The following is a 15,469-nucleotide window of genomic DNA, read 5'->3' as shown; positions in this document are numbered from 1 at the left end:
GAAAATTCCTGGATTGTCGACAAAGCGTCAATCCCGCCTCCGGCCGGGCCCCGGTCAGTTGCCGAGCTTGCCGAACCAGTCCTGGACGGTGGCGAACCAGTCCTGCACGTTGTGCCAGTACTCCGGCAGCGGGGTGAAGTTCCACAGCGCCACCCCGGCCAGCGCCAGGATCAGCAGCACCATCAGGCAGCCCTTCAGGCAGCCGAGGCCGGGGATGTACATCTTGTTCCGGCTGCGCCGGCGCGGCTCCCGCTCGCGCGGGGGCTCGGGCTCGCGCTGCGGCGGACGCTGCTGCTCCCGCCGCTGCGGCTGCTGCGGCTCGCGGTGCTGGGGGGCCGGCGGCTCCTGGCGGCGCTGGGGGGCGGCGGACGGGCCGGGCGGCGGCGGGTAGGCCTGGGGCTGCTGGCCCTGGTAACCCTGGGGCTGATGCTGCCCCTGGTACCCCTGCGGCTGCTGGTACTGCGGCGGCTGCTGCTGCGGGGAGCGCCCGGCCTGGTACGGCGGCGGCGCCACCGGCGGGCGCTGCGCGTAGCCCGGCTGCGGCTGGCGGTACTGGCCCGGCTGCGCGGGACGCTGCTGCTGGGGCTGCTGCTGGCCGTACGGGTTCGGCCCGGCCTGGTACGGGCGCGGCGCCACCTGGGGACGGCCGAGCTCCTCCTGGTCGAGGTAGCCGACCTCGGTCTGCTGGTTGCGGTCCCGGGCGGCGCGCAGCTGGGTCTGCCACGGGTGCGGCGCCTCGGGCGCGCCCGGCGGCGGGGCGGGCGGCCCGTTCTGCGGCACCGGCGGCATCACCCGGGTGCGGTCGCCGGCCGCGCCCGCCGCCGCCGGCTGGCCCATCACCTGGGTCGCGGCGGCCGGGTCGAAGGCGCCCGAGGGCAGCACCTGGGTCGGGTCGGCGGCACCGAACGGCTCGACGGCCGGGCGGGCGGGTGCGGCCTGGGCCGCGAGCTGCGGGTCCGGCAGCAGCAGGGCGCCGACCGCGAGCGCGGCGTCCACGGCCGCCGGGGAGGCGTGCACGCCGACGCCGGCCGCGACCACCCGCAGGGCGTGCGCGAGCGAGGTGGCGGTCGGCCGCTCGGCCGGGTTCTTGCGCAGGCAGCGCTCGATCACCGTCCAGAGCGGCTCGGGCACCGTGCGCGGGCGCTCGGGCTCCTGGGCCAGGTGTGCCTGCAGCACGGCGAGCGGGCCGTCGCCCTGGAACGGCGGGCGGCCGGTGAGCAGCTCGTACAGCATGATGCCGGCGCCGTAGACGTCCACCGCGGCGGTCTGCGGGCGGCCCTCGGCGGACTCCGGGGCGACGTAGGCGGGGGTGCCGACGAACTCGTGGGTGCGGGTGATGCCCGGGGAGTCGGCGAGCCGGGCGATGCCGAAGTCGGTCAGCATCGGGTGCATCTGCTCGACGCCGTCCCGGTGCACGGTGGCGAGCAGCACGTTGGCGGGCTTGAGGTCGCGGTGCACGATGCCGTCGGCGTGGCTGGCGGCCAGCGCGTCGGCGACCTGGGCCATCAGCAGGGAGCCGGCGATCGGGCTGAGCGGGCCGTTGCCGCGCAGGTAGTGGAACAGGTCGGGGCCGTCGACCAGGTCCATCACCAGGGCCAGCAGCTCGCCCTCGACCACCAGGTCGCGGACCTGGACGATGTTCGGGTGGCTGAGCCGGAGCAGGGCGGAGCGCTCGCGCAGGAAGCGCATCACGATGTCGGGGTCGGCGGCGAGCTCCTCGCGCAGCACCTTGACCGCGACGGCCTGGCCGGGCTGCAGACCGTTGACGGCGACGTCCTCCCGGACCCGGCCGCGCCAGACGGTGCCGGTCGCCCCGCGCCCGAGGCTGTCCTCAAGCAGATACTTGCTGCCGACTGGCCGCACCTGTGCTCCCGTTGTCGTCGCTCGCCCCCCGGCCGAGACGGGTTGGCGGACCCCTGATTTCGGCAACTCTAACGGTGTCCGTGCGGGTTTCCGAGTGGCTGGCGGGTGTCCCGCCCGGCGGCGTCGGACGGCCTGGTGGGACGGGGTTTGACCTGACGTACCCTCCGGCCCACCATGGCGATCATCGCAAGATCGTCAAATCCGGTACCGTGCGCGGACTGTCGGTCCCGGGTGGCAGGATGACACCACCACACGTGTGGCCCAATGCCCCATGCCCTCTCATACCGACCACCGCGCCCACTCACCGCGTCAGCACGAGCAGAAGGGACCACGGGCGAGATGCAGATCCGGCTGACCGTCCTACGACCGCGCAGCGGCCCGGCAGGCGCCGGAGCTGCCACCGATGTGCTGGTCACGGCTCCGGCCGGGACCACCCTGGGTGCCCTGGCGGGCGCACTGGCGGGCGCGGCCGGAGTCAGAGGGCCGCGGTCCGCGACCCATGTGCACCTCTACGCCGGCGCACGCCGGATCGAGGAACAGGCCCTGCTCGGCCACCCGCCGCTGATCGACGGCGCCGTCCTCTCGCTCGGCGAGCCCGACCCGGACGCGGACGCGGCCGGCGACGAGTCGCCCGCCGGCGCCGAACTGCGCGTGGTCGGCGGTCCGGACGCGGGCGGCGTGCACCGGCTGCACGGCGAGGAGATCCGGATCGGCCGCTCCAGCGAGGCCGACGTCCCGCTCGACGACCCCGACGTCTCCCGGCTGCACCTCTCGCTGCACCTGGCCGCCGACGGCCGCGCCACCGTGCGCGACCTCGGCTCCACCAACGGCACCCGGCTGGACGGCCGGTTCCTGCGCGGCGAGGCGGCCGACCTGGCCGACGGCGGGCTGGTCCGGCTCGGCGAGTCCACCGTCCAGCTGACCAGGGCGGCCACGGCCGAGCCGGGCGAGCCGGCCCGGCCGCTGGTGCCGGACGGCGAGGGCCACCTCGGCCTGGCCGCCCGCCCGCCGGCCCGGCCCGGTACGGGTGCCCCGGCCCCCGCGCCCGTGGCCGAGCCGCCGAGCTCCGGCGGGCGGGCCCGCGCCCTGCTCTCGCTGCGCCGCAGCCGGGCCGCCGCCGAGCCCGAGCGGGCCGACGCCGCCCAGCAGCACGCCGCCGCCGTGCACCGGCAGGCGCTCGCCCAGCGCGAGCGCTGGCCCGACCCGGCCGCGCTGCTGCTCACCGCCCTCGGCCCCGGCCCCCGACTGTGGGAGCGCGCCCCCGGCCACCCGGACGCCCTCACCCTGCGGCTGGGCACCACCGACCGCCCGGCCGGCCCCGGCACCGCCCCCGGCGCGGTGCTGCCCGCCGTCCCCGTCACGGTCGGCCTGCAGACCGCCGGCAGCCTCGGCCTGGCCGGCCCGCGCCCCCGGCTGACCGCGCTGGCCCGCGCCCTGATCGCCCAGCTGGCCGCGCTGCACCCGCCGAGCGGGCTCAACCTGGTGCTGGTCGCGGCCGACGAGGAGGCCGCCGCCGAGTGGGCCTGGGCGCAGTGGCTGCCGCACCTGCGGCCGATGCACGGCCAGGCCTGCCGGCTGCTGGTCGGCGTCGGCCCCGAGCAGACGAACGCCCGGCTCACCGAGCTGGCCACCGCCACCGCCCGGCCGCCCGCCACCGTCGTCCTGGTGGACGGCGACCCGGGCACCGCGGCCGGCCGCGAGGCGCTCGCCCTGCTGCTGCGGCAGGGTCCCGCGCTCGGCGTGCACGCCCTGGTGCTGGCCGAACAGCCGGACGAGCTGCCCGCCGGGCTCGGCGCCACCGCCCGGATCACCGGCGAGGTGGGCACCCTGCTCAGCGTCGACCGGCCCGGCGCCGGCGGCCGCGAGCTGGTCGAGGAGGTCGCGCTGGACGCGGTCTCGGCCGTCTGGGCGGACCGGCTGGCCCGGGTGCTCGCCCCGCTCCGGGAGGCCGCGCCGGTCGCCCGCGGGCCGCTGCCCGCCTCGCTGCGCCTGCTCGACCTGCTCGGGCTGGACAGCGTCACCCCCGCCAAGGTCTCCACCCGCTGGTCCGAGCTGCCGCTGTCGGCCGGCGCGGCCGGCGCGCTGCTGGGCACCGCGCGCGGCGGCGAGCCCTGCACCGTCGACCTCGCCGACCCGGAGCTGGCGGCCGCCCGCACCGGCGGCCCGCACCTGCTGGTCGGCGGCGGGCCGGGCGCCGGCAAGACCGAGCTGCTGCGCACCCTGATCGCCTCGCTGGCCGTGGCGGAGCGGCCGGAGCGGCTGCGGCTGATGGTCATCGAGGGCCGGGCCGTGGGCACCGGCGAGGCCTCCGGGCTGGCCGGCTGCACCGAGCTGCCGCACGTGTCCGACCACCTGAACGCGGCCACCGATCCGCGCCGGGCGCTGCTCACCGCCGAATCGCTGCTGGACGAGCTGGCGCACCGCGCGGAGGTGCTCGGCGAGCTGGGCTTCGCCGCCTGGCACGCGGCCCGCCCGTTCGCCCGTACCCCGGCCCTGGTGGCCAGTGGCGGCGCGGGCGCGGCCGGGCCCGGCGCCCGGGTGGTCGAGCCGCGGCGGGCCCCCGGTACCGCGCCGGCGGCGCCGGCCGCGGACGGGCCGCCGCCCGCCCGGCTGATAGTCGTGGTGGACGACTACGACGCGCTGCTCGCCCCGACCTCCCCGGCCGGCCGGCCGCTGGCCAGGGCACTGGCCGAGGTCGCCGCCCGGGGCGGGCGGCTCGGCGTCCACCTGATCGCCGCCACCGGGGCGCCGGAGCTGACCGCCGGGACGGAGGTGGACGAGGCGGCCCTGCTGCGGATCGCGCTGCGGACCGACCAGACCGCCGAGTCCGACCTGCTGATCGACCTGCCGGACGCGGCGGCGCTGCCGGAGGACACCCCGGGCCGCGGCTACCTGCGCCGGCCGGACGGCGCGGTGACGGCCTTCCAGGCCGCCCGGGTGAGCGGCCGGATCCCGCGGACGGCCACCCTGCGGCCCACCGTGGTGGCGGTCGACCCGGCGCAGCTGGGCGAGCCGCCCACCCGCCGCCCGGTCCGCGAGCTGGGCAACGGCCCGACCGACCTCGCCCTGCTGGCCAGCGCGCTGCAGCGGGCCGCGGCCTCGTAGCGCCCGTTCCCCGGCGAGAGCCTCGTCCCGGCGGGCCCGTAAGGGCGGGCGGGGACGCCGAAGGGGCGGGACCGTGCAGCACGGTCCCGCCCCTTCGGTCAGCCGTCGGTCAGCGCGCGGCCCGCAGCAGGGTGCGGATCACCCGCATGGCGACCGAGAGGCTGGACAGCTCGTAGTTGTCCGAACCCCTTATGTCGTCGAGGGTGGTCTTGGCCCGCGACAGCAGCGTGCTGTTGAGCTCGGCCCAGGCGCCGTAGCGCTCCTCCGGCGAGGAGCCCTCCGGGCCGCAGGCCAGGATGTCCGCGGTGAGCGCGGCGTGCGCCGCGAACAGGTCCTCGCGGATGGCCGCACGGGCCATCGAGGACCACCGGTCGGTGCGCGGCAGCTCGATGATCCGGTCCAGCAGGTGGGTGATCTGCAGGCGGTCGGCGAGGTCGTAGTAGAGCTCGGCGACCTCCATCACGTCCGCGTCCGAGCGGTCCGCCACCCCGACGATGTCCAGGGTCGGGAAGGCCGAGGACAGGCCGGCCACCCGGGTGGCCAGCAGCTCCGGCACGCCCGCCTCGGCGAGCTCCTGGTAGATCTTGTCGAACCAGGCCGCGTCCTCGCCGCGCAGCGGCTTGGGCAGGCTGTCCCAGACCTGGTTGACCCGGTCGTGGAAGAACTCGATGGTGCCGGCGATGTCCAGCGGCTGGCGGCGGTTGTTGAGCATCCACCGGGTGGCGCGCTCGACCAGGCGGCGCGAGTGCAGCCGCATCTTGGTCAGCATCTCGGCCGGGACCTGGTTGTCCAGCGACTCGATCTGGTCCCAGATGTGCTCCAGGCCGAAGACCGCGCGGGCCGCCGCGTGGGTCCGGGCGATCTCCTCCATCGTCGCGCCGGTCTCCTCGCGGAGCCGGAACGCGAAGGTGCAGCCACCGCGGTTGATCGTGTCGTTGACGATCAGGGTGGTGATGATCTCCCGGCGCAGCGGGTGGTTGTCGATCGCCTCGGCGAACCGGGCCCGCAGCGCGCTGGGGAAGTACTCGTGCAGCACGGTGCGGAAGTACGGGTCGTCGGGCAGCCCGGTGGCGAGCAGCTCGTCGGCCAGCGTGATCTTGGTGTAGGCGAGCAGCACGGACAGCTCGGGCTGGGAGAGCCCGCGGCCGCTCTGCTGGCGCTCGCGGATCTGCCGCTCGGTGGGCAGGAACTCCAGCGCCCGGTCGAGCTGGCCGCCCGACTCCAGCCGGTTGATCATGCGCGAGTGCACGTTGACCATCGAGACCGCCTGGGCGACGGCGTTGGCCAGCACCACGTTCTGCGCGTAGTTGTTGCGCAGCACCAGGTGGCCGACCTCGTCGGTCATCTCGGCGAGCAGCGTGTTGCGCTGCTTGACCGTCATGTCGCCGTCGGCGACCACCTGGTTGAGCAGGATCTTGATGTTGACCTCGTGGTCCGAGGTGTCCACGCCGGCCGAGTTGTCGATCGCGTCGGTGTTGATCCAGCCGCCGGTGCCCTCCGGGCCGCCGACCGCCGCGTACTCGATCCGGCCGAGCTGGGTGCACCCGAGGTTGCCGCCCTCGCCGACCACCCGGGCCCGGACCTGGTCGCCGTTGACCCGGATGGCGTCGTTGGCCTTGTCGCCGACCTCGGCGTTGGTCTCGCCGGAGGCCTTGATGTAGGTGCCGATGCCGCCGTTCCAGAACAGGTCGACGGGCGCCTGCAGGATCGCCTTCATCAGCTCGGCCGGGGTGAGCTTGGCCGCCTCGATGCCGAGCCGCTCGCGGATCTGCGGGGAGAGCTGGATCGCCTTGGCGGAGCGCGGGAAGACGCCGCCGCCGGCCGAGATCAGCGACTTGTCGTAGTCGTCCCAGGAGCTGCGCGGCAGGTCGAACAGCCGGCGGCGCTCGGCGAAGGAGACCGCGGCGTCGGGGCCCGGGTCCAGGAAGATGTGCCGGTGGTCGAAGGCGGCCACCAGCCGGATGTGCTCGCTGAGCAGCATGCCGTTGCCGAACACGTCACCGGACATGTCGCCGATGCCGACCACGCTGAAGTCCTCGGTCTGGGTGTCGTGGCCCAGCTCGCGGAAGTTGCGCTTGACCGACTCCCAGGCACCGCGGGCGGTGATGCCCATGCCCTTGTGGTCGTAGCCGGCCGACCCGCCGGAGGCGAAGGCGTCGCCCAGCCAGAAGCCGTACGACTCGGCGACGCCGTTGGCGATGTCCGAGAAGGTGGCGGTGCCCTTGTCCGCGGCGACCACCAGGTAGGTGTCGTCCTCGTCGTGGCGGACCACGTCGGCGGGGTGCACGACCTCGCCGGCCACCAGGTTGTCGGTGATGTCGAGCAGCGCCGAGATGAAGGTCTTGTACGAGGAGATGCCCTCGGCCAGCCAGGCGTCGCGGTCCACCGACGGGTCCGGCAGCTGCTTGGCGACGAAGCCGCCCTTGGCGCCGACCGGGACGATCACGGTGTTCTTGACCATCTGGGCCTTGACCAGGCCGAGGATCTCGGTCCGGAAGTCCTCGCGCCGGTCGGACCAGCGCAGACCGCCGCGGGCCACCTTGCCGAAGCGCAGGTGGACGCCCTCGACCTGGGGCGAGTAGACCCAGATCTCGAAGGCGGGCCGCGGCGCGGGCAGGTCCGGGATGGCCTTCGGGTCGAACTTCATCGACACGTACGAGTGCCACTGGCCGTCGGCCGCGTGCTGGAAGAAGTTGGTCCGCAGGGTGGCGGTGATCAGGTGCAGGAAGGAGCGCAGGATGCGGTCCTCGTCCAGCGAGACGACCTCGTCCAGGGCGCCGTTGAGCTCCTCGAAGATGCCCTCGGTGAGCTCCAGCGCGCCGGAGCGGTGGCTGGGGCTGAGGCGGGCCTCGAAGAGGTTGACCAGCAGCCGGGTGGTGTGGGTGTTGTTGCGGAGCGCGTCCTCCATGTAGTCCTGGGAGAACGTGCTGCCGGCCTGCCGGAGGTACTTGGCGTACGCGCGCAGCACGACCGCCTGGCGCCAGGTCAGCCCGGCGGTCAGGACCAGCTCGTTGAAGCCGTCGTTCTCGGCCTTGCCGGTCCAGGTGGCGGAGAAGGTCTCCTGGAAGCGCTCGCGGGCCTCGTCGGTCAGCTCGGTGGCCTCGCGCAGCTTCAGCCCGAAGTCGTACACCCACGCGGTGGTGCCGTCCGAGCGGCGCAGCGCGTACGGGTGCTCGTCGAGCACCTCGACGCCCAGGCGCTGGAGCACCGGCAGGACCTCGGTGAGCGAGATCGGGCCGCCGACCCGGTAGATCTTGAAGCGGCGCTCGTCGTCGCCGGCGCCGACCGGCTGGTAGAGGTTCAGCCGGAAGTCGCCCTCGCCGTGCAGCGACTCGATCTGCTTGAGGTCGGCGACGGCGGTGCGGGCGGTGAAGTCGGCCCGGTAGCCGTCGGGGAAGGCGTTGGCGTAGCGGTGGCCGAGCTCGGCGGCCCGCTCCTCGCCCAGCTCGGTGTGCAGCTGGTCGTGGAAGCTGTCCATCCAGAACCGGGCGGCCTCGGCCAGCTTGGCCTCGATCCGCTCGATCTCGGCGTCGCTGAGCTGCGGGAGCTCGGAGCCGGACGCGAGCCGGACCACGAAGTGCAGGCGGGTCAGCACCGACTCGGTGGCGTGCACCGTGTAGTCGATCGTCTCACCGCCCAGCTCCTCCATGAGGATCTCCATCAGGCGCAGCCGGATCCGCGTGGTGTAGCGGTCGCGCGGCAGGTAGACGAAGGCCGAGTAGTAGCGGCCGTAGTCGTCCTGGCGCAGGAACAGCCGCAGCCGGCGGCGCTCCTGCAGGTAGAGCACGCTGGTGGCGATCGAGAGCAGCTCGGCGGCGGCGGTCTGGAAGATCTCGTCCCGGGGGAAGGTCTCCATGATCTGGAGCAGGTCGCGGCCGTCGTGGCTGTCGCTGGAGAAACCGGAGTCGGCCAGCACCTCCTGCACCTTGCGGCGGACGACCGGGATCCGGGTGACCGACTCGGTGTACGCGGCGGAGGAGAACAGGCCGAGGAAGCGGCGCTCGCCGATCACCTCGCCGTTGATGTCGAACTTCTTCACCCCGACGTAGTCGAGGTAGGCGGGGCGGTGCACGGTGGCTCGGCTGTTGGCCTTGGTCAGGACCAGCAGCTTCTTCTCGTGCGCCTTGGCGCGGACCGGGGCGGACAGCCGGCCGAAGGCCTCGCTGACCGGGTGGTGGTCGGTGTCGACGCTGATCGGGTCGGAGCGCAGCACGCCGAGCCCGGTGCCGGGGACGGCCCGCAGCACCTCCTCGCCGCGGTGCTCGGCCAGGTCGTACTCGCGGTAGCCGAGGAAGGTGAAGTGGTCGTCGGCCAGCCAGCGCATCAGCTCCCAGGCCTCGGCGACCTCCTGCTCGGCCAGGTGCGCGGGGGGCTCCTCGGCCAGCTCGTCGGCCAGCCGGAGCGCGGAGTCGCGCATCTTGGTCCAGTCCTCGACGACCTCGCGGACGTCGCCCAGGATCCGGCGCAGGTTGGTCTCGATGGCGCGGAGGTCGTCTCGGTCGGTCTCGCGGTCGATCTCGATGTGCATCCAGGACTCGACCACCGCGTCGGCGGGCCACTCGGTGCCGGCGGCCTTGCTGCGCGAGCAGGCGTCGACGTCCAGGATCTCCAGCAGCTTGCCGGTGATGTCACGGCGGACGGCCAGCTGGGGGTGGATGACGACGTGGATGCCGCGGTCCTCGCGGGTCAGCTCGTTGGTGACCGAGTCGACCAGGAAGGACATGTCGTCGGTGACCACCTCGACCACGGTGTGGCCGCAGGACCAGCCGTTCTCCTCCACGGTCGGGGTGTACACCCGGACCTCCGCCGTGCCCTGGGGACGCTTGAGCCCCAGCCGGTAGTGGGAGGCCGCCGCCCCGTACACGTCGACCGGGTCGCGGTCGACCAGGTCCTCGGGGGCGGTGTGGAGGTAGTAGTGGTGCAGGTATGCGGCCAGAGCGCCGTTGCTCAGACCCTCCCCTGGCGCCGCTCCCCCCACCTGGCTGTTCTCAGCGGCTGCTGCTGCCTTGGCGAGCAGTTCGGCCTTGGCTGCGTCCAGCTTGGTCTGCATGACTGTTTGGCTCCTGTCGCGCGCCGTTGCGTGACTCGGTGGTGGCTGGGTGTGCACCGCCGGGTCCGTCCGCAATCCTCTCGCATGATCCTGATGAAAACCGTCCATGCCACGCATGAACGGCACTACATCTGGGTACGACAGGACGTTTGGCCTGCGACTATCCGGCGACGCCAGTCAGCCTAACCTGATGAAACGAAGGTGTCAGGGGACAGGGAGGAGCAATCCTGCAGGGAGATCGTTCCTTCCTGGACACCGTGTCCAATCGGCGCGATCGGAGTGTCAGCGGCTGCCGGATTGATCGACGTCCTCGGCCCGGCGGCTCATGTGCGGGTAGCGGTGGTCGGTCGGCGGGACGAAGGTCTCCTTGATCGACCGGGCGGAGGTCCAGTGCAGCAGGTTCTGGGCCGCGCCCGCCTTGTCGTTGGTGCCCGAGGCCCGGCCGCCGCCGAAGGGCTGCTGGCCCACCACCGCCCCGGTCGGCTTGTCGTTGATGGCGAAGTTGCCGGCGCTGAACCGCAGCCGCTCCACCGCCTGGGCGATCGCGTACCGGTCCTGCGCGATCACCGCACCGGTCAGCCCGTACGGCGCGCCGGTGTCCACCCGCTCCAGCACGTCCGTCCAGCGGGCGTCCTCGTAGAGCTGCACCGACAGGATCGGGCCGAAGTACTCGGTCCGGAAGATCTCGTTGCCCGGGTCGCTGCCGAGCAGCACGGTGGGGCGCACGAAGTAGCCGATGGCGTCGTCGTACTGGCCGCCGGCGACCAGCTCGACGGTCGGGTCCTGGCGGGCGCGTTCGATCGCGGCCCGGTTCCCGGCGTACGCCCGGGCGTCGATCAGGGCGCCCATGAAGTTGCTCAGGTCGGTGACGTCGCCGACGGTGAGCGCGTCGACCTCGGCCAGGAAGTCGTCCTTGATCCGCTGCCACAGGCCGCGCGGCAGGTAGGCGCGGGAGAGCGCGGAGCACTTCTGCCCCTGGTACTCGAAGGCGCCGCGGAGCAGCGCCGTGCGCAGCACGGCGGGGTCGGCCGAGGGGTGGGCGACCAGGAAGTCCTTGCCGCCGGTCTCGCCGACGATCCGCGGGTAGGTCCGGTACGAGCCGAGGTTGGCGCCGATCGCCTTCCAGAGCGTCTGGAAGGTCTTGGCCGATCCGGTGAAGTGCAGCCCGGCCAGCGCCGGATTGGCCAGGGCCACCTGGGAGGTCGCGTGCCCGTCCCCGGTCACCAGGTTGATCACCCCGGGCGGCAGCCCGGCCGCCTCCAGCAGCCGCATCAGGTGGTGCGCGGCGAGCGTCTGGGTCGGCGACGGCTTCCAGACCACGGTGTTGCCCATCAGCGCGGGCGCGGTGGGCAGGTTCCCGGCGATGGCGGTGAAGTTGAACGGGGTGACGGCGTAGACGAACCCCTCCAGCGGCCGGTGGTCGGTCCGGTTCCACACCCCGGGCGAGGACTGCGGCTGGTCGGCCAGGATCTGCCGGGCGAAGTGCACGTTGAAGCGCCAGAAGTCGACCAGCTCGCAGGGGGCGTCGATCTCCGCCTGCTGGACGGTCTTGGACTGGCCGAGCATGGTCGCCGCGGCGAGGGTCTCCCGCCACGGCCCGGCCAGCAGGTCGGCGGCGCGCAGGAAGACCGCCGCCCGGTCGTCGAAGGAGAGCGAGCGCCACTCGGGGGCGGCCGCCAGCGCCGCGTCCACGGCCAGCTGGGCGTCCTGGTGGGTGGCGTTGCCGAGCACTCCGAGCCGGGCCGCGTGGTGGTGCGGCTGGACCACCTCGATCCGCTCGCCGCCGCCGAACCGCAGCTCGCCGGCGACCGTCATCGGCAGCGGGACCTGCTCGGCGGCCAGCTCGTCCAGCTTCCGTTCCAGCCGCTCCCGCTCGGGGCTGCCCGGCGCGTACCCGTGCACCGGCTCGTTGCGGGGGATCGGGACCTGGGTCACTGCGTCGATCGGCACGGGAGGCTCCACGGGGGTGCGGACGGGCCGGCGCCGGGCCGGCGCCGGCAGGCGTCCGTCCAGCCTGACCACCAGGCCGCCGATCCGGCCGGGGCGACACGCTCACCCGGACGATCTCCCGAGCGCCCCGCTCAGGCGGTGAGCTCCGCCGCCAGTTCGACCGCCTCCGCCAGGCTGTCCACCACCGGGACCCCGGCCACCTCCAGCTTCGCCCTGGTGTGCGAGCCGCCGGTGTACAGCACCGCGTGCAGCCCCGAGGCGAGCGCCGCCTGCGCGTCGTCCACCGCGTCACCGATCAGCACGGTGCGGCCCGGCTCCACCTCGGCGCCGAGCGCCGTCAGGTGCCGGGCCAGGTGGGCCGCCTTGCGGCCGCCGGAGGCGCCGGTGCGGCCGTCCACCCGGAGGAACTCCCCCACCAGCCCGAACCGGGTCACCACCGGCACCAGCCGCTCGTGCTCGTACATCGACAGCAGCGACTGGCTGCGGCCGGCGGCCCGCCAGTCGCTCAGCAGCTCCGGGACGCCGGTGGTCAGCCCGCAGGCCGGGCTCAGCTCGGCGTAGCGCAGGTGGAAGACGTCGTCCAGCTCCTCCCACTCGGCCTGGCTAGGGTCGCGGCCGAGCAGCCGCCGGTAGAAGACCGGGATCGGGATCTCGTACATCTCGCGGTACTGCTCGAGGCTGAGCGGCGCGATGCCGATGGTCGCGAAGGCCGCGTTGCTCGCCCCGAGCACCGCGTCCATGTCGTGGAAGAGCGTCCCGTTCCAGTCCCAGACGATATGAGTGCGCACGCTGAAACGGTACCGGCCCGCTCCGACGGTCAGGCCAGCAGGCCGGGGATCTCCTGGGTCGCGAACCAGAGCAGCTCGTGGTCCTCCGCGCCGCCCACGGTGAACTGCGCGTCCGCGTCGCCCTTGTCGGCCGCGGCGATCGCCAGCGCGGCGGCCGCGACGTCCGTCGCCACCTCCTCGTCGGCCACGTCCGCGTGCACCGCGGCGGCCTTCGCCAGCGGGATCGGACCGGCCAGCACCACCCGGCCCAGCGAACCCTGGTCCTCGTACTCGTCACCCGGGTACGGGGAGACCGCGGAGTCGGCGACCTCGACCGCCACCACCACCCGGCGCCGGGGCGCGGCGGTGTCCTCGGCGAGCAGCCGCAGCGAGCACTCGGCGGCCCGGTTGAGCGCCGCGTACTCCAGCTCCTCCAGGTCGTCGCTGACGTACCACTCGCGCAGCGCGGGGGTCACCGCGTAGGCCACGCCCTGGTCCAGCGCGCCCCCCGGGTGCGCCGCGGCCAGACCCTTCAACGTGGTGGGCACGTACACGCGCATCGGGAGCACCTTCCTCGATCAGTCGCGGCCAGCACACCGCGTCCCCAAGAATACGGCCCGGGTGATCACCTCGGCACCGCATCGGGCCGCCCCGGTACGGGCGCCGGGTCAGCCGGCGGGCGCCGCGAGGGCGGTGAGGGCGGCCCGGCTGGTGCGCAGCGCCGATTCGAGCACCGGGCCGCGCCGGGCCGGGTCCATCATGTTCGGCCCCATCACCGCCAGGTCGGCCTGGGTCGGCGCCAGCAGCTGGACCCGGGTGCCCACCGCCCGCAACTGGCGCACCTCGCGCAGCAGCTGGCGGGTGACCGCGCGCCGGTACCGGCTGAGCAGCTGGGCCAGCACCCCACGCGGGCGGTCGCGCGCCCGCCACTCGCGCAGCGCGGCCACGGTGCCGCGGCCCGGTTCGGCCCGCCCGGCGGGGTGCAGCCGCACGCCCATCGGCGCCAGCACGTACACCTCGTCCAGCCCGCGGCCGGCCATCAGGTCGGCGTTGGTCGCCGACCAGCAGCCGCCGTCCACGTACCGGCCGCCGGCCACCTCCACCGGGGCGAACCAGCCGGGGATCGCGCAGGAGGCCATCACCGCCTCCGCCACCGCGGCCACCGGCGCCTCCGGATCGCCGAAGGCCACCCGCTGCCCGGAGCGGTAGTCCACCGCGGCCACCCGCAGCCCGCTGCCGGCCGGCCAGTCACCGTCCCCGAGCAGGCCGCGGACCAGGTCCCCGATCGGCGCGACCGAGCCCCGCCCGGGCGGCACCGCGGCCGAGACCATGGTCAGGAACGGGTAGTCCCGCGGGTGCCGGACGGCGTCCCGCAGCAGCCCCGGGGAGCCGATGCCGGCCTGCGGACGCGGCGGGAGCGCCCCGCCGACCACCGTGTCGTAGTCGAACTCCACCCCGACCAGCGGCCCGGTGGTGACCGGCCGGCCGAGCTGGTGGTCGCGCAGCTCCCCGGGCTGGACCCCGGCCGCCAGCAGGGCGCCCAGCAGCGCGCCGGCCGAGGTGCCGAGCACGATCTCGGCGCTGCCGGGCCGCCAGCCGGTGGCCTCCTCGACCGCGCACAGCGCCCCCACCGTCCAGGCCGCGCCGAGCATCCCGCCGCCGCCCAGGACCAGGCCGCGCCTCGGCCCGACCCCTGCCCCGGCCCGGCCGCCCCCCGCCGCGCGTTCGGCGGCCGGCCCGCCACGGGCCGGCCGGTCGTCTCCGGTAGACACCTGGGTCACGCCGCACCGCCCGCCTCGTCGCCGAATCCGCCTCCCCGATACTGCGCCCTACCTGCCGGTAGTCCCGGTAGGGCAACGCCCGTTCGCACCCCTCACCCGTACCCCTTCGGGCCACCGGAGCCGGCCACGGGGTCCCACCCGGCCCCGGGCGGCGGGCCGGTGCCGCGGCCCGCCGCGCCGCCGGCCTCACTCGGATAGGTGACACGGAGGCGGGTGGCGGCCGCGCGCGCCGGGCGCTTGCCGCCGCCCGGCCGCCGTCGGTACCAAAGGACCCGCCGCCGCCACACCCACCGGAGGTCCGCCGTGCCCGAAGCCACCACCCTGACCGTCGCCGCACCGGAAGCCGGGCCGGCCGGCCCGGCCGCGCCGGCCGCGACGCCGCCCGTCACACCTGCCCCGGTCGCCGCACCGGCCCCGGCCGTCGTGCCGCAGCCCGCGCCCCGCGTCCGCCCGCTGGTGCCCGCCCCCGGACGGCAGCGCCCGCGCCGCCCGGTGCGCCACCCGCACCCGGTCACCGCCTGCACCACCCCTGCCGCACCGCACGCCCGCGCGGCGCCCCCGCGCACCCCGCGCCACCCCCGGGCGGCGTGCGCCCCGGCGCAGGGGGCCGGACAGGGCGAACTGGCCACCCGCTTCGCGCACCGCCTGGTCGAGGTGCTCACCGGCGCCCGCCCGGTCGGCCAGCTGCAGCGCCACACCACGCTGCGCGGCTACCAGCAGATCGTCGCCCTGGTCCGCAGCGGCCCGCTGCGCCCGCACGGCCGGCCGCCGCGCACCAGACTCGGCCGGGTCTACGACTCCGCGCCCGGCAGCGGGGCCCTGGAGGTCTGCGTCCGGGTGGAGTTCGGCCCGCGCCACCACATGGTCGCCTTCCGGCTGGAGCAGCACCGCCAGACCCAGCAGTGGCAGTGCGCCGCCGTGGAGGCCCGCTGAGCGGCCGCCGCGGCCACCCG

Annotated in this window: 8 protein-coding genes; 2 read left to right on the top strand and 6 right to left on the bottom strand. The window is 74.8% G+C overall.

Annotated elements, in window-relative coordinates; translation table 11 throughout:
• Positions 1-54: 54 nt before the first annotated feature.
• Positions 55-1,863: a serine/threonine-protein kinase gene (locus ABT014_RS17555; RefSeq protein WP_350639668.1), complete on the bottom strand. Its 1,809-nt coding sequence runs from the start codon at positions 1,861-1,863 to the stop codon at positions 55-57.
• Positions 1,864-2,202: 339 nt separating this feature from the next.
• Here ABT014_RS17555 and ABT014_RS17550 point away from each other — a divergent pair, with 339 nt between their 5' ends.
• Positions 2,203-4,968 carry an FtsK/SpoIIIE domain-containing protein gene (locus ABT014_RS17550; protein WP_350639667.1) on the top strand — a complete coding sequence of 922 codons (2,766 nt, stop codon included), beginning with the start codon at positions 2,203-2,205 and terminating at the stop codon, positions 4,966-4,968.
• A gap of 109 nt (positions 4,969-5,077) precedes the next feature.
• Here the strand turns inward: ABT014_RS17550 and ABT014_RS17545 are convergent, their stop codons facing one another.
• The 5 genes from ABT014_RS17545 to ABT014_RS17525 all read right to left on the bottom strand — a co-directional run bounded on the left by ABT014_RS17545 (position 5,078) and on the right by ABT014_RS17525 (position 14,507).
• Positions 5,078-10,018: an NAD-glutamate dehydrogenase gene (locus ABT014_RS17545; RefSeq protein ID WP_350639666.1), complete on the bottom strand. Its 4,941-nt coding sequence runs from the start codon at positions 10,016-10,018 to the stop codon at positions 5,078-5,080.
• 282 nt (positions 10,019-10,300) lie between these two features.
• Complete coding sequence (gene pruA / locus ABT014_RS17540; RefSeq protein WP_350639906.1) at positions 10,301-11,962, bottom strand: L-glutamate gamma-semialdehyde dehydrogenase; 1,662 nt, start codon at positions 11,960-11,962, stop codon at positions 10,301-10,303.
• Positions 11,963-12,099: 137 nt separating this feature from the next.
• Positions 12,100-12,756: an HAD family hydrolase gene (locus ABT014_RS17535; RefSeq protein WP_350639664.1), complete on the bottom strand. Its 657-nt coding sequence runs from the start codon at positions 12,754-12,756 to the stop codon at positions 12,100-12,102.
• Between the two features lie 29 nt (positions 12,757-12,785).
• Positions 12,786-13,295, bottom strand: coding sequence for a DUF6912 family protein (locus ABT014_RS17530; RefSeq protein ID WP_350639663.1), 510 nt, complete (start codon positions 13,293-13,295; stop codon positions 12,786-12,788).
• 108 nt (positions 13,296-13,403) lie between these two features.
• Positions 13,404-14,507 (bottom strand): patatin-like phospholipase family protein, encoded by a 1,104-nt coding sequence (locus ABT014_RS17525; RefSeq protein ID WP_350639662.1) that lies wholly within the window; start codon positions 14,505-14,507, stop codon positions 13,404-13,406.
• A gap of 312 nt (positions 14,508-14,819) precedes the next feature.
• Between ABT014_RS17525 and ABT014_RS17520 the strand changes: the two genes are divergently transcribed.
• Positions 14,820-15,449 (top strand): Rv3235 family protein, encoded by a 630-nt coding sequence (locus ABT014_RS17520; protein WP_350639661.1) that lies wholly within the window; start codon positions 14,820-14,822, stop codon positions 15,447-15,449.
• Positions 15,450-15,469 lie beyond the last annotated feature (20 nt).

It is taken from the genome of Kitasatospora sp. NPDC094015, from assembly GCF_040304075.1.
Taxonomy (GTDB): domain Bacteria; phylum Actinomycetota; class Actinomycetes; order Streptomycetales; family Streptomycetaceae; genus Kitasatospora.
Note: the sequence above shows the minus strand (reverse complement) of the source record. Positions and strands in the feature narration are given on the sequence as shown.